This window comes from Enterococcus dispar ATCC 51266, assembly GCF_000406945.1.
In the GTDB taxonomy this organism is placed as follows: Bacteria; Bacillota; Bacilli; order Lactobacillales; family Enterococcaceae; genus Enterococcus_C; species Enterococcus_C dispar.
This window is the reverse complement of sequence record NZ_KE136354.1, coordinates 2,614,660-2,639,881: the sequence shown is the minus strand read 5'-3', so window position 1 is coordinate 2,639,881 and position 25,222 is coordinate 2,614,660. Positions and strand designations below refer to the sequence as shown.

At 40.2% G+C, this 25,222-nt stretch carries 33 protein-coding genes and 2 pseudogenes; all 35 read right to left on the bottom strand.

The genetic code is table 11. From position 1 onward, the window contains the following. Positions 1 to 45 precede the first annotated feature (45 nt). The 35 genes and pseudogenes from RK01_RS12515 to RK01_RS12355 all read right to left on the bottom strand — a co-directional run bounded on the left by RK01_RS12515 (position 46) and on the right by RK01_RS12355 (position 25,142). Positions 46 to 813 carry a peptidoglycan recognition protein family protein gene (locus RK01_RS12515; protein ID WP_016173649.1) on the bottom strand — a complete coding sequence of 256 codons (768 nt, stop codon included), beginning with the start codon at positions 811 to 813 and terminating at the stop codon, positions 46 to 48. Position 814: 1 nt separating this feature from the next. Further along, positions 815 to 1,030, bottom strand: a complete 216-nt coding sequence (locus RK01_RS12510) for a phage holin (RefSeq protein ID WP_016173648.1) — start codon at positions 1,028 to 1,030, stop codon at positions 815 to 817. 3 nt (positions 1,031 to 1,033) lie between these two features. Further along, positions 1,034 to 1,441, bottom strand: a complete 408-nt coding sequence (locus RK01_RS12505; RefSeq protein ID WP_016173647.1) for a hypothetical protein — start codon at positions 1,439 to 1,441, stop codon at positions 1,034 to 1,036. Positions 1,442 to 1,512: 71 nt separating this feature from the next. Continuing rightward, entirely contained in the window at positions 1,513 to 1,653 is a 141-nt protein-coding gene (locus tag RK01_RS13825; RefSeq protein WP_016171604.1) for a CD1375 family protein, read from the bottom strand. Between the two features lie 15 nt (positions 1,654 to 1,668). Further along, on the bottom strand, positions 1,669 to 1,956 hold the full coding sequence (locus RK01_RS12500) for a hypothetical protein (RefSeq protein WP_016173646.1): 288 nt from the start codon (positions 1,954 to 1,956) through the stop codon (positions 1,669 to 1,671). A 9-nt stretch (positions 1,957 to 1,965) separates the two neighbouring features. Next, positions 1,966 to 5,841 (bottom strand): phage tail spike protein, encoded by a 3,876-nt coding sequence (locus RK01_RS12495; RefSeq protein ID WP_016173645.1) that lies wholly within the window; start codon positions 5,839 to 5,841, stop codon positions 1,966 to 1,968. 3 nt (positions 5,842 to 5,844) lie between these two features. Next, positions 5,845 to 7,380 carry a distal tail protein Dit gene (locus RK01_RS12490; protein WP_016173644.1) on the bottom strand — a complete coding sequence of 512 codons (1,536 nt, stop codon included), beginning with the start codon at positions 7,378 to 7,380 and terminating at the stop codon, positions 5,845 to 5,847. A gap of 23 nt (positions 7,381 to 7,403) precedes the next feature. Further along, positions 7,404 to 10,895 (bottom strand): tape measure protein, encoded by a 3,492-nt coding sequence (locus RK01_RS12485; RefSeq protein ID WP_016173643.1) that lies wholly within the window; start codon positions 10,893 to 10,895, stop codon positions 7,404 to 7,406. A 16-nt stretch (positions 10,896 to 10,911) separates the two neighbouring features. Then, positions 10,912 to 11,169: a hypothetical protein gene (locus RK01_RS12480; RefSeq protein WP_244874970.1), complete on the bottom strand. Its 258-nt coding sequence runs from the start codon at positions 11,167 to 11,169 to the stop codon at positions 10,912 to 10,914. Positions 11,170 to 11,261: 92 nt separating this feature from the next. Beyond that, positions 11,262 to 11,603, bottom strand: a complete 342-nt coding sequence (locus RK01_RS12475; RefSeq protein ID WP_016173641.1) for a tail assembly chaperone — start codon at positions 11,601 to 11,603, stop codon at positions 11,262 to 11,264. 60 nt (positions 11,604 to 11,663) lie between these two features. After that, positions 11,664 to 12,182, bottom strand: coding sequence for a phage major tail protein, TP901-1 family (locus tag RK01_RS12470; RefSeq protein ID WP_016173640.1), 519 nt, complete (start codon positions 12,180 to 12,182; stop codon positions 11,664 to 11,666). A 13-nt stretch (positions 12,183 to 12,195) separates the two neighbouring features. Continuing rightward, positions 12,196 to 12,585, bottom strand: a complete 390-nt coding sequence (locus RK01_RS12465) for a hypothetical protein (RefSeq protein ID WP_016173639.1) — start codon at positions 12,583 to 12,585, stop codon at positions 12,196 to 12,198. Next, entirely contained in the window at positions 12,582 to 12,920 is a 339-nt protein-coding gene (locus RK01_RS12460; protein WP_016173638.1) for an HK97-gp10 family putative phage morphogenesis protein, read from the bottom strand. The genes RK01_RS12465 and RK01_RS12460 overlap by 4 nt, the downstream gene beginning before the upstream one ends. Next, positions 12,913 to 13,230, bottom strand: a complete 318-nt coding sequence (locus tag RK01_RS12455) for a hypothetical protein (protein WP_016173637.1) — start codon at positions 13,228 to 13,230, stop codon at positions 12,913 to 12,915. Before RK01_RS12455 ends, RK01_RS12460 begins: the two co-directional genes overlap by 8 nt. After that, complete coding sequence (locus RK01_RS12450; protein ID WP_016173636.1) at positions 13,227 to 13,559, bottom strand: phage head-tail connector protein; 333 nt, start codon at positions 13,557 to 13,559, stop codon at positions 13,227 to 13,229. The genes RK01_RS12455 and RK01_RS12450 overlap by 4 nt, the downstream gene beginning before the upstream one ends. An 8-nt stretch (positions 13,560 to 13,567) precedes the next feature. Beyond that, positions 13,568 to 13,726: a hypothetical protein gene (locus RK01_RS13820; protein ID WP_016173635.1), complete on the bottom strand. Its 159-nt coding sequence runs from the start codon at positions 13,724 to 13,726 to the stop codon at positions 13,568 to 13,570. 10 nt (positions 13,727 to 13,736) lie between these two features. Beyond that, on the bottom strand, positions 13,737 to 14,621 hold the full coding sequence (locus RK01_RS12445; protein WP_016173634.1) for a hypothetical protein: 885 nt from the start codon (positions 14,619 to 14,621) through the stop codon (positions 13,737 to 13,739). A gap of 17 nt (positions 14,622 to 14,638) precedes the next feature. Beyond that, the gene (locus tag RK01_RS12440; RefSeq protein WP_016173633.1) at positions 14,639 to 15,241 is read right to left on the bottom strand and encodes a capsid assembly scaffolding protein Gp46 family protein; all 603 of its coding nucleotides are present in this window, start codon (positions 15,239 to 15,241) and stop codon (positions 14,639 to 14,641) included. Between the two features lie 172 nt (positions 15,242 to 15,413). Beyond that, positions 15,414 to 15,563, bottom strand: coding sequence for a hypothetical protein (locus RK01_RS13815; protein WP_016173632.1), 150 nt, complete (start codon positions 15,561 to 15,563; stop codon positions 15,414 to 15,416). Between the two features lie 23 nt (positions 15,564 to 15,586). After that, complete coding sequence (locus RK01_RS12435; protein ID WP_016173631.1) at positions 15,587 to 16,477, bottom strand: minor capsid protein; 891 nt, start codon at positions 16,475 to 16,477, stop codon at positions 15,587 to 15,589. Next, positions 16,477 to 17,838, bottom strand: coding sequence for a phage portal protein (locus tag RK01_RS12430; protein WP_016173630.1), 1,362 nt, complete (start codon positions 17,836 to 17,838; stop codon positions 16,477 to 16,479). Before RK01_RS12430 ends, RK01_RS12435 begins: the two co-directional genes overlap by 1 nt. Then, positions 17,839 to 18,309: pseudogene (locus RK01_RS12425) on the bottom strand (terminase large subunit); the annotation flags it as partial. It lies immediately after the preceding gene. 173 nt (positions 18,310 to 18,482) lie between these two features. Then, the gene (locus RK01_RS12420; protein WP_016173628.1) at positions 18,483 to 19,142 is read right to left on the bottom strand and encodes a GIY-YIG nuclease family protein; all 660 of its coding nucleotides are present in this window, start codon (positions 19,140 to 19,142) and stop codon (positions 18,483 to 18,485) included. 160 nt (positions 19,143 to 19,302) lie between these two features. Next, positions 19,303 to 20,079, bottom strand: a pseudogene (locus RK01_RS12415) (PBSX family phage terminase large subunit); the annotation flags it as partial. Next, positions 20,066 to 20,422 (bottom strand): phBC6A51 family helix-turn-helix protein, encoded by a 357-nt coding sequence (locus tag RK01_RS12410; RefSeq protein WP_016173626.1) that lies wholly within the window; start codon positions 20,420 to 20,422, stop codon positions 20,066 to 20,068. The pseudogene RK01_RS12415 and the gene RK01_RS12410, both read right to left, overlap by 14 nt. A 657-nt stretch (positions 20,423 to 21,079) precedes the next feature. Next, on the bottom strand, positions 21,080 to 21,598 hold the full coding sequence (locus RK01_RS12400) for a hypothetical protein (protein ID WP_016173625.1): 519 nt from the start codon (positions 21,596 to 21,598) through the stop codon (positions 21,080 to 21,082). Positions 21,599 to 21,720: 122 nt separating this feature from the next. Continuing rightward, positions 21,721 to 21,867 (bottom strand): hypothetical protein, encoded by a 147-nt coding sequence (locus RK01_RS13810; protein WP_016171575.1) that lies wholly within the window; start codon positions 21,865 to 21,867, stop codon positions 21,721 to 21,723. 10 nt (positions 21,868 to 21,877) lie between these two features. Beyond that, the gene (locus RK01_RS12395; RefSeq protein WP_016171574.1) at positions 21,878 to 22,240 is read right to left on the bottom strand and encodes a hypothetical protein; all 363 of its coding nucleotides are present in this window, start codon (positions 22,238 to 22,240) and stop codon (positions 21,878 to 21,880) included. Positions 22,241 to 22,371: 131 nt separating this feature from the next. Further along, positions 22,372 to 22,767, bottom strand: coding sequence for a hypothetical protein (locus RK01_RS12390; RefSeq protein ID WP_244874946.1), 396 nt, complete (start codon positions 22,765 to 22,767; stop codon positions 22,372 to 22,374). Positions 22,768 to 22,787: 20 nt separating this feature from the next. Then, positions 22,788 to 22,988, bottom strand: coding sequence for a hypothetical protein (locus RK01_RS12385; protein WP_016171572.1), 201 nt, complete (start codon positions 22,986 to 22,988; stop codon positions 22,788 to 22,790). Next, positions 22,985 to 23,212 carry a hypothetical protein gene (locus tag RK01_RS12380; protein ID WP_016173623.1) on the bottom strand — a complete coding sequence of 76 codons (228 nt, stop codon included), beginning with the start codon at positions 23,210 to 23,212 and terminating at the stop codon, positions 22,985 to 22,987. The genes RK01_RS12385 and RK01_RS12380 overlap by 4 nt, the downstream gene beginning before the upstream one ends. Continuing rightward, a complete protein-coding gene (locus tag RK01_RS12375; RefSeq protein WP_016173622.1) occupies positions 23,209 to 23,685 on the bottom strand; it encodes a phage N-6-adenine-methyltransferase in 477 nt (158 codons plus the stop codon). The genes RK01_RS12380 and RK01_RS12375 overlap by 4 nt, the downstream gene beginning before the upstream one ends. Before the next feature lie 190 nt (positions 23,686 to 23,875). Then, positions 23,876 to 24,433 (bottom strand): DUF1642 domain-containing protein, encoded by a 558-nt coding sequence (locus RK01_RS12365; protein ID WP_016173620.1) that lies wholly within the window; start codon positions 24,431 to 24,433, stop codon positions 23,876 to 23,878. Positions 24,434 to 24,474: 41 nt separating this feature from the next. Further along, a complete protein-coding gene (dut, locus tag RK01_RS12360) occupies positions 24,475 to 24,933 on the bottom strand; it encodes a dUTP diphosphatase (RefSeq protein ID WP_016171567.1) in 459 nt (152 codons plus the stop codon). Beyond that, positions 24,933 to 25,142 carry a type IV toxin-antitoxin system AbiEi family antitoxin domain-containing protein gene (locus RK01_RS12355; RefSeq protein ID WP_016171566.1) on the bottom strand — a complete coding sequence of 70 codons (210 nt, stop codon included), beginning with the start codon at positions 25,140 to 25,142 and terminating at the stop codon, positions 24,933 to 24,935. Before RK01_RS12355 ends, dut begins: the two co-directional genes overlap by 1 nt. Positions 25,143 to 25,222: the final 80 nt, after the last annotated feature.

Genomic DNA, 25,222 nt, shown 5'->3' with positions numbered 1-25,222 from the left:
AAAAAAATAGCCCTGACCTCAACTAAGAGACCAGGGCTTTTAATTTTAAATGGTTACATCATAATTATAATTTTTATTTGCCAACCATTTTTCTAAAGCAAATTTATTATCAGAGTTTTGGTTGAACGTTCCAATTTTAATTTTGACACTATTCTTATTGCGTTCTTCTTTATAGCTCCAGCCATATTTTTTACAATAGTCAATGACCGCTTTATGACCGGATGACCCATAAGTGAACCAGTAAACGTTAACTGTCTGTCTTTTACGTGTATTATTAGTCGTGTTCACCGATTGGTTCACTCCATTCGCAATATCTTTAGCAAATTGTGCTTTGTTGATTCCCATACTAGCTAAATAGCTATAGGGGTCTTGGTGGTCACCTTCAATATTATCTGATACCCACTTGTGAGATTTAACTCCTTTTGTTCCTGCTTTTCCAGCATCTAACGTTTTAGGAATATTATACTTATTGCAAGCCCAGCGGATTAACCAGATATAAGCTGCATAATTTTTTTGAAACATCGTTTTATCTTTCGTATGTTGCAATTCAATTTGAACAGGCGAATATGGATTAGCGGACAACGCACCGTAAGCAACATAGCCAGGCTCCCCAATTAAATAGATAATTCCACCATCACCAATAATAAATTGCGTATATGCGTTTCGCCAATTCCGCTTCATAAATGTCGCTTCGTTGCGCCCAGTAGCGGTAGGATTTGCAGTTTCATGAGCAATTACATATAAATTTTGTGCTTTTTGACTAGAACCTTCATTCGCTGCCAAAGCAAACTCTCGATTAAATGTATATGACATATTATTTATCCCCCTTATTGTAGTGATAACTAGACACTCCAAGAATCATTCCTAAAAAGGCCGTAAAAGCAGTCCAAATAGTCAGCACATCTTCTGTGAAGGGCCAATTTAACGTTTTTCCAATCACTGCAAATAACGTTCCTAAGCCGGGCATAACTAGTCCAACAGCCCATTTAATTACTGCATATTGTTCATCTGTTAATTTAAATTTTGGCATTTGTTATTCTTCCTCCTTCTCGATTACAGGCATGGCACAGATGCGTTCATACATCGCATGTCCTGTACCGTTTCCTCCGAGCCCACTGTAGGCTTTCCACAGATGGCTCATGTTGTTTAGTTCTTTCATCGTTACCGCTCCACGTTTTAATATGACTTCGTACGATGCATAAATTCGGTCGTGGAGACTGGCTAGGCTTGCTTCTTGACGGAGATTGCCTTGCACCTCCAAAGCGTCCAGTCGCGTGTCTAATTCTGTCTGGCCTTTTAGCAATTCGTCTAGCTGATCGTTACGCTTTTTAATCTCCTTATAGAGTTTCAAAAACTGCCGTCCTGCAAAGAGAATTCCTCCAATCAAGCCAACGCCAAAATACTGCCTGAAAAATTCGTTAATCTGATCCAACACTACCATCTACATTCCCTCTTTGCTTCAAAATAAAAGACAACCGGCGATAAAACCGATTGTCCCAATTACCAAATATTTTATCGCTCTGTTTCTTCTTGCTTTTTTGCATCGTTGACAATTAAAGCAACATTTTCACGGATCAAAGCGGGAACACTTTCAATCGTTCGCTTGCCCTCAATCACATGTGTGGCGTATAGCATTTCTAAAGCTGAATACATAATAAAATCTCCTTTCTATTTTGACAAAATCATGTCTGACAATTGTAAAAGAGCCTCTTCAGACATCTCTTGACGCTGACGAAGCTCTGCATTTTCCTGTTTTAATTTTTCAAGTTCATTAGGTTCTGGTGGTGTGTGTTCATCAATAATCGACTGTATGAACGTTGACATATCATCAGAATTATCATTAAATTCTGCCAACACTTCATCAAAAAGTTTTAACAGTTCATTGCCCATCCTACCAGATCCATTTATACAATCTTTAATATATAATTCTTTAAATCTCTTCTGATTATCTGTCATTTTTCACCTCTAAATATCTGCAGCAACAAAGGAACAGGAGATGTTAAAAATTGATCCTGCCGCTACTGCAGGAAATCCATATGTGTTCCCATTTGGTCCCATAATATATGCGCAATCAATATTGCCATTAGCTCTAACAATCAACATAAAGATTAAAGCAGATGAACCTTTAGCGATGGTGGTGTAGTTTGCTTTAGGTCTAAAACCTACCGGCAATGTTCCCATTGTTATGCTAGTAGTACCTCCAGCTAAATTGCTTAAATTTCTAAATGCTCCAGATAGTTGTACCTGTCTACCTTGCCTGCTCGCTCTTGGAGGATTGTCAGTCGAATAAGCTGCCCAATCTTCCCCATAACTTTGCATACTAGATTCAGGCAGAATCATCAAATCTTGATAGGTTAATTTCGCTGGCGAATAACCCGGAAAATCTTCGTTATTTTGTATATAAAGGCCATCATAACCAATTTCTACTTGCTTTAGTCTTTGATAACTCGGCGCAGGAGCATTTTTAAAAAATACAATCCGATTGTGTTTAAGGTGCATAAAGGTATCATAGAGAGGGACTGTACTGCCTTCTTTGTAAACAGTACATGAATCAGATATCTCCCCTAAGCTAATAAACATTGTCCCATTACCATAAATCTTTTCTTCCGATCCAGGAATATAAAGTGGAGCGTCTTTATAAGTTAGTGTATAGAAGCCGCTATGCATTTCGGCCCCACTAATAACACCGCCATTGATTTTTGTCCCTGTAATAGTGCTACCAGTAATGGTCACAGCATTTAACTCAATAATATTCAATACTGACTGCTGAATTGTTTGACCCTGCCATGAGCCAGACTTGTAAACCCTAAAGTCAGTGATATTGCCGCTACTGTCAGATTTCCACCATTGCTGGCCTTCTTTGGGGTTAGCTGGCTGCGTTGGGCCAATGTACGGATAAATACCTGTCATACCTTGAATCAATGCAGGATTAGTATACGTTACTGTACTGTCCGACATAGTTGTCTTTAGCCTGCGCCAAATATACTTGTTGGGATCAGCATTATTAGGGACTGTAGTTGACCATGCGCCGCCTGCTTGACTAGTTGGTGAAGTGGAAACGTAATATTCTTCCACCACAGATGATACGCTAATGCCATTGCTACCAGGTTTACCATCTGAACCCATTTTTGCGACTGTATAAGCAGTTGAATTAGTATTATTTGTATAAGTTGTAACTGTCTTAGTCCATAAAAATTGGCCTGCTGGCACATTTGGAATAGTAGTTGACCAGGTGCCAGTTGGCGCTGTAGTTCCGCTTGATGACGCTTGGTAAGTAATTGCTGTTGAAGCAATGCCAACGCCATCTTGTCCGCTATCACCTAAAATACGGCTCCACGTGTAGTCTGCAGGGTTTTGACTGTCTTGCGCTGTGTAGTCCGTGTAAGTGCCACTATAGGTTGGATAGGCGTTTTCAAAATCGTCTGATGGTGAGGGAGTGTAGATTGTTTGTTTATCTCCTACTTCAAGTTTAATACCTTTTTTTAAGGTTCCTGTAGAAGATTTTTCAGTGATGCGCATATACGCAGCACTTGCATTATTTATTTTAAAGTTAAAAATGCTCGCGTTGCTTGAAAATGCACGAGACAGAAATTGTTTATCTGTGTCATATAGGGCAACAGCACCAACTGTAGCTTGTGTATCAACTTGAGTAAGTGTAAAAATATCTCCATATGATACTGGTATGAAATTAGTAATAAAGCCATTTGCAAGCTCTTGAATGCTTCCATCCGTATTTATCCACGATTTTTCTGTAACAATGCCTGTACTTAACAAATTCTCATTAGGATACGTATCCGTAAACCTATCCGTTCCATCAGCGCTCCACGCATAAGCGTAGTGAGTATATGGCGTTTTACCATTCTCACCTGGCTCACCAGGGATACCCTGATTGCCAGGGTCGCCTTTATCTCCTTTTTTTCCATCCTCGCCTTTGATTTTTGACCATGCGTACTTTTTAACATCCGTGCTATCAGCTTGTGTGAAGTCAACATATTGACCCATCCAAGATCCTGCATCTTCCCCGCCGTTGCCAGTGAACGTTTGTCCACCATCATTTGAATATTTGATATGCAGATAGCTAGTTTGTCCATTTGCACCTGGTTCACCAGGAATACCATCTTGGCCTTTAAATTCAGCCCACATGTAGTCTGCGGGCACAGTAGAAGGATTAGGATTTTGAGACGCTTGAACACCAATGTATTTAGCATTTACTGGATTTTCTGTCATGGGATTCCCGTTTGAGTTTTGCGAGTATCGTATATGCAGATAAGCAGAAAGACCATTAGTACCTGGTTCTCCATCAAAGTAATCTATACCCTTAACTGGAGTTTTACCGTTTTCACCGTCATAAACTTTAGTCACAACGCCACTTGCACCGCCAACAACCAAATCGTCTTGCAATGCTTCATAACTAAACGTAGCCGTATCTTCAAAATCTTCCGGTTTAACGGTAATTGACTTTCCAATACTTTGATGAGCTGCGTTCCAGATTGTATCCAGCGAGCCATCTTTGTTTTGCTTAATCCAGTTGAATTTCGTGAATTCGGCCGTGATGTCTTGATTGTTTTTTTCAATCTTGGCTGTGAAGATTACTTCGCCTTCACCGTTTTTAAACATTGGTGAACCGACATTGCTAATAGAAAAAATATACGTCTTAGCTACTTGTTCTGCGTATTTTTTGACTTCATCAATTCGATCTAAAAGTGACTGACTGACTTTGTTTTGTAAAATTCGATAATTTGAGTAGACTGTCTTGTTCTTCGTTGGGTCACTAAAACTGATTGTCTGTTCGCTAATTCGAGCTTCTAGCAAAAGAATTGGATTGTATCCTTCATCAATTGCTCTTATAGTGTCGCCAATATCGATGTCATAAAATCCTTCAATCTCGAACTCGTAAGCCGGCACACATTTCTTTTCTAACTCCGTTAGCGCACGATTAAAAAGCTCTGTATCTGATTTAGTATCATAACTAAATTGGCCAACAATGTAGCCTCCGCCTTTTCGTTTTGGGTTCCCATACTCTTGATTAGCCATCGGCGCACAGATGTATTCCGAACCCTTTTTAGTATAGAAAACTACGTTACCATTTTCATCTTTGATTTCTTTTTCTACATTCGCGATTGTTGTAACTTTGCCGTCTTCTTCATGACCGCGTGGTTTGATGGCTGTGATTAATTCTGTAACATCCACATTACGGCGAATACTTGAGACATCACGACCGTATTTAAGCTCAACATCTGGGTGATCCATCCCAACGCGCTTTCTCAAATGCACTAACTGCTTATCGACAGTGCGATCATCATTCAGTATCGTTTCAAATTCGATTTCAGCTTCAAAGCTATTACAAATTGATAGCAATCGTTTTAAAACAGTTTGATCGCCTTCCCATTCTAAAGTACGCTCGTTTTTAGTGAACTCATTAATCCCAATTTCGTAACCGGAATCTACTAAACAATCATTAACATATTTTGAAATAGGATATGCTTTATCCGCTTTGTATGGTCCACGTTCTTCATTTATGAGGTCGAACGACAAATCCTCACAAAAAAGGCGTAACGAAGTTTCAGTTTCCTCGACACGCCGAATTTTAAATTTGTAGTCTTTGTTTTTATATCGAAAAACTAAAAAATGATTCTCTTTTAGATATTGAAAATCATCTTCTGTACCAGTTGAAGCATTAGAATACATGGCGTGTTTTTTGGCAATAGATAAGTCAAAGGTACCCCTACCATATTCTAAATACCTGTGGAATTCATCATCAAAATAATGGAGAGCGCCAGAAATTGAGTTATCTAAAATAGCTACAGTTTCATCAGCTTTCGTCATTACATATATTTTCAAGAATTATAACCACCTTTCTCTTAACGTTCCTACAATATTTGGCGGCGTCTTGCCAAAATCAGAATAATAAAACTCTACCGCCCAATTCCCTGGCGGAATTTTTAAATCTGTCGAACCAATGATGATGTCGTTCATCGTCAAAGTATCATTGACATAGAATTTGCCAGTTGAGCCATCATAACGCAGTACATCGCCTGTGGAATATCTATTCGGCACATCAACAAAGCTTTGCGAGCCAATCCATTGAAAGAATGAATAATTTAAACTCATGTCACAAATTGGTAAATTCATAAATCGTGCGCACCAATATGTCGTATGAGTTATTTTAGCTGTACTTAAACGTTCGTCATAATACGTTTTTGTAAGTGTCTTTTTAGTATCCATGTTATACACCTTAAACGTAATTTCGTTGTCAACCTTCATAATTTCAACGGTACCGTAAAACTCTTGAAAATCGGTGTCCGCTACAATTCTCACTTGTTTGATACCAAATAATGTAAATTCAAGACACGTTCGGACTGAATTTGAGCTATCATCGTAAATGACAAAAGTTGCAATCGGGTCTTTCCCGTTAGATAGATTGACCTCTTGGCGACCCACACAACGTGCTTTTTTCTTGGACTTGTGATTTAACCAAAAACGATGAACAAAGTTACCATCACTTTTTCCATCAGAAGTTTTAGCTTTAATAGTTTTTGCAAGAGTAGGTCCATACCAACGGTTGTCATTATAGGCTGTGCCAAAATTTGTCGCTTTAGCTGTCTCACCAGTCCAACTAAACGATCCTTGAATTTTGTTTGGTAGGCCTCCGTTAGATGTAGCCCATTCAATGTACCCTCCGTTAGCAGTCCACTTAGAAGCATCAGAAGGAACCATTTGATCGTTATAAACAGTTTCCGCCATATCAACATAGCCGTCAACTTCCGCAATATTTCCGAATTCCATAGCACCCAGCGGACCCACAGCACCAAGAAAGCCATTATCATCAGTCATAGTCGCTTTAAATGATAATTCTGCGGTTTCTGCCCCTTCATTATTCGCCTGCATTTTCAAGATTCCTTCATTCAGATTAGCTTGTAATTGCTTTGGAATAACAGAATACTTGTACGGATCAGCGCAGTAAATATCATAGCTAGAAGTAATAGAATTACGACCAGTAGGAACCTGCGTTGCATTTGATTTAATTCCCACAAAATACTTATCTGCTTCATCGTTGAAATAAAACTTAGCTTCTTTTTTACTTAATATCGTATTTAATTTATTAAATCGTTCTCTAAATTCAGCATTATTTTTTGAAATAAGTTGATAAAATACAGTAATAATTCTAGAGCTATTCTTTTTTGTAACTATCGTAGAACCATCAAAGGCATCAATTTCTGTAGTCTTAAATTCTGTATTTGCTATTTCTCTACCTTCCACTGCCAATGTTCTATAACCAGGAATTATTTTTTCTAAAAACACACCATCCCAGTTCATGGCTTCTGCTGGAAGCGATGCCTCAGCAACTTTTTTATCATTTGTATCTTTAAAATTGTACATTTTGCACCACCTAAAAAAGCAGACTAACGGTCACCCGATAATCTGCTTAATCGTATATTTCTTTTTTGCATTTCCGCATCGATATATGGAGTAGTGCCTTGCGCAATCACTCGTCCATCTAGTTCTGAAATAAGTGTAATTCGAATAGGTCTTGTGTTCATATCGCTAACATTTTGACCCACTCTGTTTCTGCTTGTATTCAAGTTTAAATTATAAGGTGAACCAGAAAAAGCCAGTTCACTGTCAAATCTAGACTGCATGGATAGATTATCTGTGACTGTTTGTGCTACACTTCGAGCTGCATTCGCCACATTTCTAAGACGGTTTAACATCCCAACTTCAAGACCTTCAGTAGTAAATTCCCCAGACTCCTCTGTCGCACGAGATGGAGAATGAATTTTAAGCGCTCGGTTAATAGTTGAAGCAACACGATTAGCTACACTGTTTGCTGCTGCTATTGCACTTCCAGCGCCAGCATTAATACCGCTTGCTAAACCGCTCATTGCATACACGCCTGATGAATACATTGAACCATGTAGTCCGCGAAAAACACTTGCTAATGAATTGGCTCTTGAAGCAGCGATAGATACAGCTCTAGCCATACCGGATGTAACAGTATTTGAAACTGAATTCATAGCACTTCTAGTAGTTGACTGTACAGAATTAAATCCACTTCTTATTACAGAATTAAACTTAGACATTGAACTATTTGCAGTGCTATTGATTTTATTCAATGAATTAGTAGTATTTGTGTTTATTTTAGACATTGACTGGTTAACGCCAGTTGCCATCTTGTTATAGTTATTTGTAGCGGTTGACGACGCTTTGCTAGAAGAACTTGTTACAGACGCTTCTAATGATTGTACAGAACTTGAGCCTTTTGATTTCATATTTCCGAATGAATCAATTGCATTCGATTGTAACGTCTTTACATCAACTGACCCAAGCTTGCTTAATGAGTTTGTAGCATCTACTACATTCCCCTCTAAATCAGTTGCATAAGCACCACTCCTGCTAGCCATCGTACCAAAGTCACCAATAACATTACTTGATAAATCTCCAGTAATTCCGCTAGCATTTGTATTCAGACCTGACAAACTAGCAGTCGCTCCACTAGCAAATGTATCTAAACTAGTTTGCATTGACGACGTTGCGGCACTCATATCCGCAGCGGTTTTTGCACTCGTATCTTTAGATTTTCCAGTAATGGTATCCCAAAGACTGCCAAAACCGTTTTTGATTCCATCCCATGCACCTTGTAACACGTTTGGTATTGCCTCCAAAATACCAGTCGCAAGCGATTTTACAATTTCCCAACCTGCAGATAGAATGCTTGGCAGCATTTGAATAATTGATGTAACAAGCATGATAATTATTTGGATTCCCATAGATATAATTTGTGGCAAACTATCCACCAAACCTTGAACCAAGGCTTGAATAATTTGAACTGCACCTTCTAAAATCATCGGTAGGTTATTTACAAGCCCTTCTAATAGCGTTTGAACGAGTGTTAAGGCCATATCGATGATTACCGGAAGCATAGAAACAAAACCATCTATAAGCGTCGTAATAGCTTGTACAGCAACAGGAATTAAAACGGGTAGCATTTTAATAATTCCCGTTACTAAAGTCATGAGAATTTGGAATCCAACACTTAAAATTTGTGGTAAATAACTAACTATCGTTGTAACTAAGTTAACGATAATGGATACTGCCGATTGCATAATTAACGGCAGGTTTTGAACGATTCCATCTACTAAACTTAATAACAAGTTCATACCAGCCATTAGGAGCTTAGGCGCATTTGAAATAATCCCGTTCAATAATGCGGTTACTACGTTTAAAGCCGCTGGAATTAGTTGTGGAATAGCATCAGACACACCTTGAATAAGCGTAACTACAATCTCCACACCTTTGGTTAAAATTACTGGAATATTAGCAGCAATAGCATTTAGTAAATTTGTGACCATTTCAGCGCCTAAACCAATTAGACGAGGTAAATTTGAGATAATCCCATCAGCAAAACCACTAATAACTTGCGGTCCTTTAACCGCTACATCTTGAATAAAGCTATTGATTTGAGTTCCGAATTGGTCCATTGCTAAACCAAAACCTGCTAAGACTACGCCAATAATAGCGGCAGGAGCTATTAATTTAAGAGCGATACCGACTACTGACGTAATAGAACTCATAAATCCACTTAAGACAGTTGTTCCTACACTTGTTGCCGTCTCAAGACCGGTGGAGATTCCGCCAAAGCTTTTCCCAGCAATACTAGCTGCTTTACCTAGTTCAGGAAATTCATCGCTTAAGCTAATCAATTTGCTACTTGTTTTTAGAATAGTATTGTCAACATTATCGAAAACTTCTCCTACGTCTAACATTCCGATTTTAAAACCACCCAATTTAGTTCTAGCAGTTTCAAATCCTTTTGCGAAATTAGTCAAATTGGCTTTACCGCTTAATTCTTTTGCTTTTTCTGCTATATTGCCAATTGATTTAGCAGCTAAACTCCCTTTATCTGCCACACTAGAAAATATGCTAGGCATTTTTTCTAAAAATGGAGCCGAGCCGGAAGCTAAAACACCAGCTCCTAAAACCGAACCGAATTTAGCAAGCGTCGGCATTACTTTTTGAATTAGATCATCAACAGAGTTAATATCACCAATCCATTTATCAAAATTTAATTTGTCGACAACCTCAATTACTTTTTCTATCCCGTCTATTGCAAATTGTGAAAATTTATCATAGGCAGGTTGAAGTTTATTTGTAATGGTTTCCTGTAACCCATCCATAGCTTCATCGACAGATTTATACTGCGTAGCCATTTTGGAAAACGCTTTGTTTGTCCCTACCTTTTTTACGGCGTTGAAGAAATCTTCTGTTTTAATTGTTCCATCTTGAACAGACTTTACCATTTCGGCAGTAGACATACCCATTTCTTTTGCAACAGCCGCAATACCAGCTGGCGTTTGTTCTAACATCAGTTTGAAGTCTTGCCATTGTACAGCTGGTTTAGCCGCCATTTGCGTTGCTTGTTGGCTCAATGTCTTCATGGCTTGTTTGGGGTTCTCTGCCGCTGCTGCTAAACCACCAAAACCTTTAACTAGTTGATTAGAACCTTTAATACCTACTGCTGTTAATTGACTATAAGTCGTAGCCATATCAGAAGCAGAGTAGATAGTTTGAGTCGCATAATCCATTAATTCTTTTTTAACAGAAGCAATTTCCTTTTTGCTTTTACCCAAATTTTCCATGTTTCCGGTGTATGTTTTCCAAGTTTTTGAACCTTGGGCTAGTTCTCCGGATAAGCCAGAAATAGCATTAGTAACAAAATTACCTGCTGCACTAACAGCTTTAAAAACACCAATTCCGGCAGCAATCTTACCAATTGATGCAGTAGATTTACCTGCAGCAGATTGCAGCCCACCTAAAGAACGTTCTGCTCCTCGCATAGAACTGGAAAAACCTTTATCAACAGCAGAAAGGACAGCTTCTACACTATAACTTTCCATAGATCACCCTCCTTTCCTACTTATTTGATTTGAGCATCATGTCACTCAGACTTTTATCTTTCAAAACTTCGTCTTCGGGTCTTGTTCCTAAAATACGCTGCTCCATTTTTTTAAAATTAAAGAAGTCATCAAAACGTCGGTATACTGCTTTGCCTTTTTTATCTGCAGCTTGTGCTTGATTTATTTGCCAGGCTAGTTTATGCAATTTATACTCTTCATCTAACTGTCTAAGGCTGTACGCTTTCATACGAATTTGGTATTCTTCGATAGTCATTCTTTTAATCATCAAAAAATCAGTAATCCCAAAATATCGAATACAATTCAGTTGAATTTCTTCATAGATTTCTTCAAATGTTTGTTCCGGCTTTACGCTTCCATCCGCTCCAAAATTCCCGTTACTTTTTTCTTGGTAAATGCCGACTTTTTTAACTCTTCAAAAACATCATCAAATAATTCGTCTGCTCCATTTTCTTCAATGAATTGAGCTAATGCCTTCTCACTTACACGAGGCGTTTCTGTCGCGTTTGCGATACGTAAAGTATCAACTAACGTTTCAATATCGCCGCTTGCTAAATTAGTTGCTACTGCTTCAATACCAGCATTCACAGCGATACCTTGTGCATTAATCTTGTTTTTCTTGTTAAGTTCTTTTAAAAATCCATAGCCGAAAATAAACTTGTAATCTTTATCGTTGATTGTTAATTCCATTATGTTTTCCTCCTAATTTGACAAAAATAAAAAGGGCTAGCATCGCTAACCCTTAATAACTCAACCTTCTGGTGTTACTGTTTCTTTCACGGTGTCTTTAAACACGTATTGCACCACTTCTTCTTGTTCCGCAGACAAAGTAGCATAGCCTTTGGCGCCTTTACCATTGATACCAAATTCAAGCGACAATTCCACACTATCTTCGGCATTTGGATTTTTACCAAAGGACGTTACATAACCTTGGTAATAAGTCGCTTTGTATTTATCGACATCTTCGTCAGTACCTTTTTCAGCACGGTTGATTTCCCAAATTTCAATCAACTTGTCATCGTCCAAAGCGCCTTCCAATTTGTCAACGTACGGATCGTTGATAGACAAGATAGACGTTGCGGAAAAATCGAACTCTAGTGAGCCTGGAGTACGGATAGGGCCGTCTTTCGTTGCCACGCTATCACTATCTTTGGATTTTGTATTTTCATGTTCGGTTTGGAACGCCAACTTAAATGCTGCTTCTTTCGTTGCATCTTCTAGCAAACGGAAAAGCAAAATGACGTCAATACCTTTTGCTGCTTCTGCCATGTTTGTATTCCTCCTATTGTATGTTAAATTCAAGCGTTACTATCGCCCGTTTTAAAGGCGTATTCGTGCTTGTATCGTCTCTTAATGTAATTCCACTAGCTTGTACGTTAAGCGTCCAGAAATAACCTTCTGTGACGTTTAATCGCAAAGCAGAGTTAAAAATAGCAGATGCCATATCTGACACCTGCTTACGTTTCTTTTGCAATCCCCAAACAGAAAGTGTAAGAATAACGGAACCTTTAACATCGGTCTTGTTAGCCTTATGAACTGTCTGGCTGTCTTCTAGCTCTACAAACGGATAAGGTACATCGTCCATTGGCTTGTAATCATAGACCGCATAGCCCAACGATTGGCACTGTTTAAACATCTCATCAAAGAGTGACTGGTCGCGTGTTTTAATCATTTAACCAACCTCCCCATATCAGATTTAAACTTAGCTTTTTGCTGATTGTAAGCTGGAGCCATAAACGGTTGTTTTGCCATAAAACGCGTACCGTACTCAAGGTAAGGGCTGTACGAAGCTCCTGCTGTGGATGTAGCAGTTAAACCACCATCAGCAATCGCAAACACAATGGACCGCCGTAGAAATCCTGTGTCTACTGGAGCTAGTCTCGATGCCGTACGATTCATCTCAATCCCGTTTGTATGAACAACCGTCTTAACATCAGCCATTGTGACGTTCTTCCGCAGTTTCTTTTGGAGCTTATCGATACCTTTAATCTGGATAGACCTAGCCACCTTTGACCACCTCTTCCACAATCAAGCTGTTTCGGTCAAGTGGCTGTCTGGCGGTGGTTAGTTGATAACTCTTGCCATCAATATCGATAGCGTCCCACTTTGGAACAATAAATAAAGGCTGCGTCCTGATGACTACAGCCCCTTGCTTAATACTCCCAAACAAAGCCATACTTCTGTTTGTACCAAGGTCAGTCACGTTAGCTTCAGTTGCGGTGATGGTGGGTTCGGCCTCAATCCACTCACCAAGGTCGGGATCGTAGTGGGAGTCTTCGCTGTTTTTGATAAACAATACTTTCGTGTCGTATCTCAATATAGCCGGAACCTCCCTCTTTTAACTTCGCCCTCGTCGTCCTCCTGTGCATTTAGCCAGTCATCAATCTCACCTTGGTATTCGGCAAAGTCCGACTCTGGAAACGCCATAGAAAGACCTTCTTGGCTGTAGGATTGCATGCCCTCGTTGCCAATTCGATTAAATCGTTTGACCGTTACCTCATAGACGATTGTTTCAAAGCTAACGGGCACTTCTGACACGCCTAGAATGGACGCTAGACGGCTTTCAGTTCGCCGTTCGATAACTTCTAGCTTCTCGTCTTGCGTACCGCCTAATAGTTTCTTAACGTCTTCTGCAATGGTAGCCATTTAACCACCTACTTCTTTTTCTCGTCCACACGTTGTAAGAAAGATTGGTCTAAGTTTTTCTCGACTTCGCCGGCACGTTTAACCGTCATGTCGATGATAGACCCCTTTTCATACAACTCTTTCGTGTGGACGTCTCGGAAAGTCTTCTTTACTTCAAACTTAGCCATAATATCCTCCTTAGCCTGCTGGTACTTCTTCTGGTTCGGTCAACGTAGCTTTCAAGATTGCTTTCTTGTTAGCTTCTGGAATGTATTTCCCGTATTTAGCAGCCGCTTGTAATGCTGTGCCGGCAAAGTCTTCAGAATCCATTGCTCGTGCTACTTGAATACCAACACCGGCAACACCGACACTATCAGCAACAAAATAAGTATTTTCGCCAGTTTGGAATTTAGCGTCAGGCAATTCAATCAAGTTAAATCCTTTGAATTTGTACAAGGTTTGTTCATCGACATTTGCAGATGAGTTTTTATCCGTCTTGGCTAAATCAGAGTCGATTAAGAAATTAAGCACATCTGCTGTTACGTATGCCACATGAGCAATCGCATCAGATACACCGTTGTTAACAAACTTCTTGTGTGCGTCTGCAAATAATTTAGTAACGCCTGCTTCTGTCAATTCGCCAGTCAATGTTTCGCTCGCATTGTCAGAGATAGCTTTTCCAAGCAATCCGTCAACGTGTTGTGCCCATGCTACACCGTGCAATCCTAAACGTTCTGCAACTACTTGTTCTGGAATATCGTTGACTGTGAAATCATCAATTCCTTCATTGATTGCTAAAGGTGCTTCATAGCCGACTTCCACATCAACGGATTTCACTTCTTTACGTGGGCCGAAACGACTTGTATTGCCTGTACTCGTACCAAATCCAACGTTTGGATCAGTAGAATATGCTTGGATCACCACGTCTGTATCAGATGTTTTTAATTCCATGAACGTATCTTTTTGAGAGATACCATCTTTCACTTGCAGTGCGCCACCAAAAGAGCGTAAGAACGCTGCTTTCTTAGCAAATAAATTAGGCAGCATACCTGCGTATTGCTTTGTGTAATATTTAATAGCCATTTATATTTCCTCTTTTCTTAGTATTTGGCAACTACGGCATCGAATGGATCAATTTCCGTTTTGCCTGTTGTTTTTTTAGGTGTAGAACCAGTGTTTCTTGCAATCTCCCATTTAGATCGTTGGTCTTGCGTGTAGTTGATTAGCGCTTTGACGTTTTTTAGCGTTTGTTGGTCGTCCTCGGCTACCACAATGCCTAAAATGTCTTTTCCGACTGTTAAACCAGCATCTTTCAAGACTTCATCAGCTTGTTGTGTGGATTCCGCAATCTTGATTTGAGATTTCAGTTTAGCAATCTCTTCGTCTTTTTCTTGCTGTGCTTTGGTCGCCTTCTCCTCATCGGACAACTCTTTCACGCCTTTTTTACCGGCATTTTCTAGTTCTTCAATGCGGGATAGCGCTTGTTCGAGTTGTGATTTAGTTTCTTTTTCCGCAGCAGTCTTGCTTGCTAATCGTTTTTGCAATTTCTCGACGACTTTTTCAGAGTCCAGCTTTTCCTCAGTCTCGGTTTCTTCCGCGGCAGTTTCTTCAACATTGGTTTCTGGCGCTTCTACTTGGTCATCTGCCTGTTCTGCAAAATATTGCAGATTCATCGGCATTAATAGTTCTTTATTTTCAAACATAACAACTTTCCTTTCTTCTCGCATTTAACGTTTTGGGAAACGATTCTCGCATTTATGCCGTTCTGGGAAACGGGCAAGTTGTTCTTTTAGGTCTGCACCTTTGCGAAAAAGACCACAAAAAAAGACCAACATATCGCTGGTCTAATTTCATTGTATTCAGCTTTAACGACAGCTAACGAGATAATGGACCACCTACCAATCCGGCACTATCTGCCTGATTAGTATTCAGTCTACTATCCGGTGGTTTCTTTATTGGCAACACGAAAAGACCGACAATCTCACGCAGAGTCATCGGCTGCCAAGGGCTGTTTTGGTTTGTCATAGTAAAACCTCCTCGATTTAAATTTATCTGCTTACATGAGGCATCGTACTGCACCGGCAGTTCGGGTGGATTGGCGCAGCGTTTAACCCTGATTCCATTTTTGCCACTTTAAACGTCTTGCCGTCCAATGGTCTGCATAACCCACATGCTGACGGTTCGGCTACAAACTCAAACTCCTCCACGTTATTTTCGAGATACGATTTATTCTGGACTTCTATCTGCACTCTTGCAGTCTCCGTCCGCATCAACCGTTCTGCTTCGTACTTGCTACTATCAAAGATGTTTCTCAGCTCTCTTGCAAGCTCTCGTGGGTTTCTGCCTTGCGTGACACTTCTTATCAGCAGTCGGTCTAAGTCGGCTTTAAGCGCTCCATTGTTGCCCCAGATACGCTCCGAAAAAGTAGCACCTTGGAAACTGCCAAACGCCACGGACTCCACGAACGCTTTATAATTAGAAAATACCGTTTCGCCCAAAATACCTGCTTGGCGTTCTGCCTCTTTAATTCCTGTTTTAGTGAGTGTATCAGCAGTGTATTTGTCTATGTCATCAGATAAAGCTATTAATTCAAGTCCTATTTGCGATTTAAGCAGTTCTAAGCGATTAACTCGCATTGTGACGTTGTAAAGACGCAACTCGTCATTAGCTGTCTTGCTAAAGTCCTTATTCTTTACATACTCTTTCGCTTTCCTGGCAAAAGCTTTGACGTCCATCTCTAATGCCATCTTCTTAGCATCAGATAGCGTCACGCCTTCTTTGCCGGCAAATCGTTCCCAGTTGGCAGAGATTTCTTTCTCGATTTGGTCGAGTGCCTTTTGGTATTTTTCAGCAATTACTTTTGATTGCTTAGCATCTTCTTTTATTTGTTGCTTAATCCATTTCTCTTCACGTTTGCGCCAGTAGTCTTGTGAGTTCATTATTCGTCACCGGCTTTCTGACCTTTCTCAAAATCATAAACCGGCACCGTGCCAGTCTTTGGCTTTTCAGCATCAATCTTATCGATTTCCGTTTTAACATCAGATACCACAGAGAGGACAGACAAAGCTGTCTCCTCACTCGTGACACCCATCAACATTTGAGCTGTTTCAGCTTCTTCCTTGATGTTTTTGGGTTCATTCCGGGTAAATGTATACTCAATATCCTTCCAGCCGTTAGAAGAACCAGCAGGCACGTTTGTAGCTAAGCTAAAGAACAACCGATACCGTTTATTCATCGCAGATTGGAACTTCCGCTGGGCTTGTAAGGCTAGGTTAGACATCGCCTCTAGTTTGTAGGCTAGAGCTGTGCCGGATGATTGTCCAAAATTCTCGTCTGAAATATTCGCGACCATCGACGTTTGGAAGATTAACTTTTGCAGACGATCGAGTAAGTTTTCCGTCTGACTATCGCTATCTGGCTTATCTAGGAACTTCACATCTACGTTTTCCGCACCATTGCCAAAATAATTAATAGTCCGATTGTCCCGAATATTAGCTAAATCGTCCGTTTCAAGCTCTGCCCCCAAAAAGACAATGTACTGGTCAGAGAAATACTCTACATCGTTAGCTTTCTCACTAATCGCCTTGTTAAACGCATTAAATAGCGTAATAACCGACTCAAACACGCTCATGCGCTCTTCATTGATGTAAAACTCGGTCACTGGTAAGTCATCGTAATACTTGCCAATCTCCTCGCCAAATTGCAAAGCCGACTCGCTACCCGTTAGCTTGCAGTTTTTATCGGGTCCGTAATACTCACCCTCGAACACGTTGTTATCATCTAAGCCATAGCGGACAGCAAAGAGTGGTTCTTGTTTAATGCTATTGTCATAGACCAAAAACATATCTTCTGGCGAGTTGTACACCACACAGGTTTCTGTCTGTTCGTTCTGGTACATAAACTCATAGCATCGGCCATAAACACAGGCCATTTTTGCTAATTCAGACTCTTCGTCTTCCATGTCGTTTAGATTGTCAAAGTTTGCTAGGACTTCTGCCACACTCTCGTCAGGGTGGCTCTTTTTGACTGGAATCCCGTTAAAGTAGCCGGTAAACGTGTCTGTAATGTATTTAGGAAAGTTAACAACTAATCGATTATCTGGCTTGTAGCTGTCTTTGGCTGCGTAGTCGTATATCTCCATTTGGCCTTTATAACAGTCCATCAGATATTTGTATCGATACCGCTCCATCTGGTGGATACGGATAAACTTGCTAATGATTGCTGGCGTGATTTCCGTGTCACGGTCAAGCGTCATAATTTTCGGAGGCTTTAACCCTCCCGTGATGTCTTTTAATTGCAATTAAAGTCCTCCTTTAAATGATTTAACCCGCGCTTTGCCTTTGCCATTGATTGACTCGACAGCATAGCGTGTGGCGTCAATTACGTGGTTGTAAGAGTCCACTGGTTTGTTGGTGTACTCATTTGTCTTCTTGTCTTTTGTCCAAGTGTAGTTTTCCAATTCTTCGATTAGTTTCACACACCGCTCGTCTACCACCAGTCGAAACTGTTGCAAGAACTGTATGCCTTGGATAATCGAGTCAGGGCCTTTCTTAGCCTCTCGTATCCGACTAATGCCGTGTCGGCGCATTTCAGCAATGGATTTCTTTTCAGCAGAGTCTGCCGTAATGATTTCCTTGCCGTAGCCTAGTGCAGTGACTGCATCAGCTATCTGGTCGTTTAATAAGCCTTTCTTGACGTATTCTTCGATAAAGTAGAGCGTCTTGTTTGGCTCATCGACTTTGACGTGGATAAATGCTGATGGATCGTTGACGTCCTGTATACCCTCGGTTTCCCGATATTTATTAGGGGAGTAGACTATATCTTCAACCACAAAAAAAGAGCCCTTTGCAGGCTCTCATTATTGTTAGGTTGTTCAGCGCTTCGAGGCGAGGATTTTCACATCACCCCTACTCCTTGACGGATAGTCGTTACACCTTCCTATTTCTAGGCTTGGCTCGGTATTGTCTTATTATTAGAATCCACATATTCCCATTTGATTCCACCGGCGCTTTTGCGTTTCCCTTTGCAAACTCTTGTAATGTGTGTCGCTAACACTCCGGTTTTTTCACCAGCTTCTTTAACAGAATTATATATTTCTCCCGTTTCTTTGTTTCTAACTCTCACAAATTGATAGCTCCGGTCAAGCCTCTTAGACTGCTCACTGAGTTTACTTTTCCTTTCTGGAGTCCACGCTTTTTTCATTTTCTCTCGGATTTCCAGAGTATGGTGTTTACCGTAATAATGATTTTTCTCAGCTTTCATACTGCCGTTTTTTCTCTTTGTCAAACTCATTTTTCTTTTCGACTCCTCCCTGTGTGTATACCCGCAAGTGTTGTTGCCACCTAAACACAAGTTATAGCCATTAGGAATCATAGAGTTCGTTTTAGCAATCCAATAAGTTTCTTTAGCGTTCAATTCATCAAGTGATAGAGCTTCATCAATAATACAATATTCAAAATTTTCAATACCGTATTTGTTTAAGGCTTTGTCGAAACAAGTCTCCGTGTGTCTCAAATGTTCGCTGGTTCTTTCTTCAAATGTTCTTATGGTTTGCCCAATGTATGTTTTACCATTTATTTTATTTTTAAACATATAAATAATCACATTTACCACCTCGTGATTATTATAACATTTTTTTGGGTCTTTTGTATATCCTAATAACTTAGATTTTCACCGATAGCGCAGCTTTTTAGGCTGCACACCCTGCATTTACAGGTTCACTGAATTTTCTATGCACATTACTGCGCAAAGGGGCTAATTTTAACCCAAAGTCAAGACCGAAATATGATGGTAAACGAGAAAACGCAGGACTTCCTCTATTTAATAATGCTCTGTCATATTTAGGAAATATCAGCTTGTCTAGCGTGGCGAACTCGCCTAGTGCGTATATCTTGTAGTAAGCCTCGTTCCGTTGAGCTAACAGCTCGATATTGCGTTTAACGCTGTCATCTAAGAAGCGATTACTTTTGTATGTGGTTTGATAGATAACCGCGTCTGGTTGCTTACTAACAAAGAAGTATTTGTACACCCAATTGACTTTAGAAACCGGGTTAAACATCAAATAGATTTGTTTATCCTTATGCCGTTTTTCCCGTGTCCGTAGTGTTAATTGCGTGTAATCGTCAAGAGTGAACTCGGTCGCCTCTTCCATGACTACATCAGAGATTCCCTTGATTGATTTAATCTTTTCCGGATTGTCCATACCTTTAAACAGAAATACAGCGCCGTTTGGCAACTCTATTCGATAATCGCTCATGTTAACCTTGCAAAATGGCAGTAGCTTGAATGTAGACAGGCATTCCAATACATCTTGGAAGATAGAATCCTTAACAGTCGCAGCTACCTTTCTCAGCCACAGGACACGTCTTGGGTAATCCCAATGTTTTAGCGACTTAACAACTACCTTTTGCACTACTCCATGTGATTTCCCACTTGATGCGCCGCCATAGTGGACTTCTGTCGGGTGCGTGTAGTCGTATAAGCAATCGTATATATATTTGTTAAACACTTTCTTGGGATCGTTGATTTTAAGCATCGTCATCATCCCAATCGTCAATCACGATGTCAAAGTTGATATCCTGTTTAATCTCTTGCTTGTCAATCGGTGCCAGTCCGCCACGATCCATGATATCTTTCGCAGCATTAAACCTTACCATCTCGGATTTAGCGGACAGTAAAGAAAGCATCGTGTTTAACGCCTTGCCAGAAGACTTGCTCATAATCGTTTTAACATGGTCATCGTAAGCCTTGCTAAAGTCATCGTCTTTCAGCCAGTTGTAAAGCGTTGATTCTGCTATCTGGAGTTGAGAGGCGATTTCTGCCCGTGTCATATCTCCTTCAAACAGCATCACGATAGCATTTTGATGTATTCTTTTTAATTCCACATTATCGCCTCCAATCTCTAAAATTATGCAAATAAAAAAACAGCCCGAAGACTGTCTTATGTATTAAAAAAGACACCCGCACAAACGGATGCCCTTTAGTCACCTTACCGTTTCCGGTTAGCAACCATTTCAAATTAAGCAACCTACCCCATTCTGGGACCCACCGTTTTTCCATGCCTGGCGGTTGGGAATGATCGGTTGCTATTGACGTGGCAGCTCTCGACACTGCATCTACTCCTGATAGTGGAGTTGTTTTTACCATTCCTTAAACTACACGTCAGGGCTATGACTAGATAGCCAACATTTGAGATTGACTTGTCCTGACAGCACCCTACTGGACAAGCTCAGTGCCTAATGGTCTATAGTGCTGTATCAACCTTATTGGGTCAGATACTCCACGCAATGCTATGAAGTCCTCCCAACGTCACTGGAGTGGCACTGCCCCACTCACGGTTGCCGAAGCATTAACCAGGCACACATGCCTTGCGTCTACTATTTCCGCCACAGTGACAAAACGGGAAACCAGACACCATCATTCAAAAATTGATTTCAGGAGGAAATCTCATGTCATAGCTGTTCTGTCTGTTTCCCGCTACTTTTGATAATACTATTATATACCTTTAATTGTGGCATATGTGTGCACGTTTTGTGCATGGATTACCAGTCATTCATCATATCGATTCCGAATAATATAACTGACAAATCTGCCAATGCTTCTTTGCAGTTTCGATTCACAGTAGAACGATCCACATGCAATTGTTCTGCTAGTTTGTCCTCACTTAAAAAAGGAGCTTCAATATACCTTTTATTAATGATTCGCCATTTTCGCAAATCTTCTGGTTTAGTTGATGATTTACACATCTCTTCATAAGCCTTCAAACAAATATCTACATGTTTCATCAGTTTTACCGACTTGGCTTTATTTTGCATTAAAACATCTAGATTCAACCACTTATGTTCCCAAAAAGTCCCTTGCACTTCTTCAACGTGCTCTTCGACAGCGTTGCTATGTGCTTTCAATTTATGATAATTCGTCATTAGAAGTTTTGCGTTATGAAAAGCTCTTTTTTTAAATAGCTTTTTTTCTTGTTCTCTATCTTTGCGAATCGACACTACTATTTTTTTTGCTAACTCATCTAGCTGTTTTTCTGATAATTCATTAACTTTAACCTCCAACTGCCTGCCTCCCACTTCTACTTATCTTCTTTTGCTGATCTTTCTCCTAACAAATACCCCAACAACAAAGTCATTAAGAAAAACAACGCTCCTACAATCATTTTGATAATCATAATTTCCTCCTACCAGATATAGACTGTGTTCCCTTCAATTTCTACTCGTTCTGATTCGTGTGTGAAGTATTCACCAACCATCATTTGTGTGACTTCCACAATCATGGACTTATCTTCAATTTTCATTAATTCATTAATTAATTCTTGGACTGTCATGTTCTGCCTCCTAAATAAACATCATTGCGATCGACCCAATTCCCCAAAATAGCAATGTGGCTATGATAGATACATACGCTTTTTGATTATTCTCGTACCCATCATTCTTATTTCCAATTTTGGCGGTCAGAAAGCTAACGAATACATCTAAGCCAAACGCTTGCCAGTAACTCAACGTCGCAAGGCCAAACGTTGGTACAATCAATCCATTCCACAGTTTCATCGCCACAAATCCGCCTAATGCGATAGAAAACACCATAAGTGCTAAACTCCATAGACAGCCCCATGATTTAACGGCGGCTTCTTTCGCTAGGTCAACCGTTTCTTTTTTTAGTTGTTCGTTTTCTCTTTCTAAATCTTTCAATTCGTCCATTTCCTTCCTCCCTCACTCGAATCGCCCGCCTATCGAACGGTAGAACGGACGATTTTAAGTTACTCTAAACGTTGATGCAATGCCGTTTGTCAGTTTGCAACCGGTGGAACCGTTAAGGATTGCTTAACAGTTCAACTGTTTCCATTTTGGCAAGAGTTCAAGCCCCATTCCGCAAACGCAGCGAGGACTTGGCACCATTCCACATCTGATAAGCTAGATGGAATCAGGTCTAATTCAACATTAGTTTCATAAAACCAATATAATGCTGCATGGATATTTCTGCGCCGCTGCGTTTCTTCCTTCAACCACTCCAACACGACCTGCTGATCGTCGGTGAGAGAGGGAGAGACAGGCTGTAATGATTCTGGAAATACCGGTATCCACTGTTCAATAGCGATATACTCCTCGTTGGCTTCAATCACGCCATTTAAAATATAAGCATCATTGTCAGAAATGATTGGAAACCCAGTAACATACCCATCACCTTGGTATTTAATTCCAATTTCTGCCATTTGATTCAAGCTCATCATAGATTTCCCTTTATATTTCATTCCGCTACCTCCTCCAAATTAATCATCGCTATATGCTCAACTGGAATCAGTTGTATGCTGGTCGGACCATCGTGAGAAATAACTTGATATTTCATAGCTTCCGAATATTGTCTGGATTCTGCCTGTAATGTTGTATTGTGAAGCATGATTTCTGCATTGTTCCCGTCTTTTAACCAAACTGTCGCTTTTATATTCATTCCGCTACCTCCGTTAAATTGGGTTGTAATTCGTCAAGTAAATCTCGGATTACGCCGCCGTAATTTGAACAAATATCGCCCATTCGTTCTTTGTACTGCGGGATAGATGAATCGAACCATCTTGCATTTTGAATGTTCGTACTCAAAGCTAAACTTGTTCCGGCGTTGTAGTCTTCTACATAATAATATTTACCAATTTTAATCACTTGTTGTCGTCCATTCATTCCGCTACCTCCTCCTTATTTCTAAGGTCATATACTATTACAGCACTAGGGAAGGTTGAACTACCTCTAGGGATACCATCTACTTCAAACCTCAATCGACCTTTAATGAACCTAATATCGTCTGCTTTATTGAAGATGTAATCATGCCATCTTTTTGTATCTGTCCTAGCTGGTATAAGGAGAACTATAACCCCCATCCAGTTAGAAGAAATCGTATCATTAATCTTTTTCAAAACTTCATCCTGCACTTTAGAAGTGTACGGTGGATTGATAAATATTGACTTATACTTAGTCCAATCTTGTTGAAATGCATCGTCTCGCTCTGTAAAAAAATGTTTGCATTTTGCATTTTTATCAGACGCAAAAGCATCTAGTTCAAAATCAAACTCATTATTCAAATTGTCGAAAAGCTCTTGAGGCGTCTCCCAGTCCTGATTGTCGGACGTCATGATTGCTTTATATGATAAGCTCATTCCGCTACCTCCAATTCCTCCATCAAAACTGCATAGATCAGATATGCAGCGTTGACAGCCTCGTTAAAATTTTCTAGCAGCTCCTCGCCTTCTTCAAAAAAGTCGATGCCTTCACACTTCCACTTATACTGCTGTTTTCGGAGACTGTTAATTAGATATACCATCTCTGCGTGTGTTAGTATTGGCTTTTTCATACTTGCTCCACGCTCCCCTCAACCAACGTAGCGGCGGCCTCGGCTTTGGCTTTGTCGGTGAATTTAATGCAGCCCTCGTGACTGCACCACTGCTTAACAATATCTCCATCCAAACTATTGAAACCTTGGAGGTACCAAACCTCACTGCCGCCCTGCCTAACCACCCACCGCTTAGGCTTGACGGTGTAGCCGTCTTTCATCATGCTGATGAGGGTTTCGATAGGCTCGTTGTTAAAATCAGAAAACCACTTTTCAAAATCATTTAATTTAAGGTCGCGTGAATGGAATTGAGTAATTGAGCTGACATAAGCCCAAATCGAATTGTCTAGATTATATTTATGTTCTTCGTACCACTCCGCCACAAAATCAGGCACTTCCACCTTCTCGGCTTGTGGTTCGTCTAATTGCTGTAGTGTGTTGATGGCGATGTTGTATGCGATAATTCTCGCCTCGTTAGCAGCGTAACCTTGGCTTTCTTTGGGGAAATGTTTTAAGTTTTCTTCTGATCTCAATACTTTGCTTTCTAAAATCTCGATTGCTTCGCTTACTTTCATTTTTGTTCCTCCTTAGTCATACGCCATCACGACTTTCATCCTCATACCCCCGTACTCCCAAAGCCGCCCTCGCCACGGTCTGTATCGTCTAGCTCGTCTACCTCTACCACTTCCACAGTTGGGAGAGGTTGGATAATTAATTGAGCTATGCGTTCGCCGCGTTTTAGTGATATATTATGCGCATAAATCATTCCATCTATCACTCGATCTAAAACCTTCGTTTTAATATCACAGATTACCTTAATCTCACCACGATAGTTAGCGTCTATTGTGCCTTCTTGTACTCTTAGCAAGGTTTTAGCGGTCAGTCCACTTCTTCCTTTCAATCGCCCGTAGTAGCCTTCTGGGATAGCGATAGACAATCCAGTTGACACCGTAACTGTTTCTCCAACGTTAATCGTGACGTCTTCATCCGCACAAATATCTAACCCTGCATCCGATTGATGCGCTCTAATTGGCAATATAGCTGTTTCTGTTAGTCGTTTTACTTTTAGTTGCATTAAAATACCTCCACTTTAATCTCTTGCCACCGATACACGCCTTTTTCCACGCGCACCAGTCCCCCTTGTTGTACCAGCTTATTAAGCTGACCTGATGCTTCTTTTCCACAGTGCAGAATTATTTCTTTTCTAGTTGTTTCTCCGTTTTCGCGTACATAGTTCAAAATTTTGGATCTAACTTGCGCGCCCCACAATTGACGTGAATACATCACTCGACCTCCCTAATCCTTCCACCTATCAATTTCGACGACAGATATATTTTTAGTTGGTTGTGTATTCAAAGCACGTA

Bases quoted from the DNA above. Each gene is read 5' to 3' on its own strand.
- RK01_RS12480 (WP_244874970.1), bottom strand. From the start codon at position 11,169: ATGACTATCGAAGAATACCAAATTCGTATGAAAGCGTACAGCCTTAGA.
- RK01_RS12355 (WP_016171566.1), bottom strand. From the start codon at position 25,142: ATGTATTCACGTCAATTGTGGGGCGCGCAAGTTAGATCCAAAATTTTG.
- RK01_RS12395 (WP_016171574.1), bottom strand. From the start codon at position 22,240: ATGGACGAATTGAAAGATTTAGAAAGAGAAAACGAACAACTAAAAAAA.
- RK01_RS12500 (WP_016173646.1), bottom strand. From the start codon at position 1,956: ATGACAGATAATCAGAAGAGATTTAAAGAATTATATATTAAAGATTGT.
- RK01_RS12510 (WP_016173648.1), bottom strand. From the start codon at position 1,030: ATGCCAAAATTTAAATTAACAGATGAACAATATGCAGTAATTAAATGG.
- RK01_RS12470 (WP_016173640.1), bottom strand. From the start codon at position 12,182: ATGGCAGAAGCAGCAAAAGGTATTGACGTCATTTTGCTTTTCCGTTTG.
- RK01_RS12515 (WP_016173649.1), bottom strand. From the start codon at position 813: ATGTCATATACATTTAATCGAGAGTTTGCTTTGGCAGCGAATGAAGGT.
- RK01_RS13810 (WP_016171575.1), bottom strand. From the start codon at position 21,867: ATGACAGTCCAAGAATTAATTAATGAATTAATGAAAATTGAAGATAAG.
- RK01_RS12390 (WP_244874946.1), bottom strand. From the start codon at position 22,767: ATGAGCTTGAATCAAATGGCAGAAATTGGAATTAAATACCAAGGTGAT.
- RK01_RS12385 (WP_016171572.1), bottom strand. From the start codon at position 22,988: ATGAATATAAAAGCGACAGTTTGGTTAAAAGACGGGAACAATGCAGAA.
- RK01_RS13815 (WP_016173632.1), bottom strand. From the start codon at position 15,563: ATGACAAACCAAAACAGCCCTTGGCAGCCGATGACTCTGCGTGAGATT.
- RK01_RS13820 (WP_016173635.1), bottom strand. From the start codon at position 13,726: ATGGCTAAGTTTGAAGTAAAGAAGACTTTCCGAGACGTCCACACGAAA.
- RK01_RS12440 (WP_016173633.1), bottom strand. From the start codon at position 15,241: ATGTTTGAAAATAAAGAACTATTAATGCCGATGAATCTGCAATATTTT.
- RK01_RS12505 (WP_016173647.1), bottom strand. From the start codon at position 1,441: ATGGTAGTGTTGGATCAGATTAACGAATTTTTCAGGCAGTATTTTGGC.
- RK01_RS13825 (WP_016171604.1), bottom strand. From the start codon at position 1,653: ATGTATTCAGCTTTAGAAATGCTATACGCCACACATGTGATTGAGGGC.
- RK01_RS12475 (WP_016173641.1), bottom strand. From the start codon at position 11,603: ATGGAATTAACAATCAACGATAAAGATTACAAGTTTATTTTCGGCTAT.
- RK01_RS12375 (WP_016173622.1), bottom strand. From the start codon at position 23,685: ATGAGCTTATCATATAAAGCAATCATGACGTCCGACAATCAGGACTGG.
- RK01_RS12485 (WP_016173643.1), bottom strand. From the start codon at position 10,895: ATGGAAAGTTATAGTGTAGAAGCTGTCCTTTCTGCTGTTGATAAAGGT.
- RK01_RS12365 (WP_016173620.1), bottom strand. From the start codon at position 24,433: ATGAAAGTAAGCGAAGCAATCGAGATTTTAGAAAGCAAAGTATTGAGA.
- RK01_RS12450 (WP_016173636.1), bottom strand. From the start codon at position 13,559: ATGGCTACCATTGCAGAAGACGTTAAGAAACTATTAGGCGGTACGCAA.
- RK01_RS12445 (WP_016173634.1), bottom strand. From the start codon at position 14,621: ATGGCTATTAAATATTACACAAAGCAATACGCAGGTATGCTGCCTAAT.
- RK01_RS12380 (WP_016173623.1), bottom strand. From the start codon at position 23,212: ATGAATGGACGACAACAAGTGATTAAAATTGGTAAATATTATTATGTA.
- RK01_RS12435 (WP_016173631.1), bottom strand. From the start codon at position 16,477: ATGAACTCACAAGACTACTGGCGCAAACGTGAAGAGAAATGGATTAAG.
- RK01_RS12490 (WP_016173644.1), bottom strand. From the start codon at position 7,380: ATGTACAATTTTAAAGATACAAATGATAAAAAAGTTGCTGAGGCATCG.
- dut (WP_016171567.1), bottom strand. From the start codon at position 24,933: ATGCAACTAAAAGTAAAACGACTAACAGAAACAGCTATATTGCCAATT.
- RK01_RS12465 (WP_016173639.1), bottom strand. From the start codon at position 12,585: ATGATTAAAACACGCGACCAGTCACTCTTTGATGAGATGTTTAAACAG.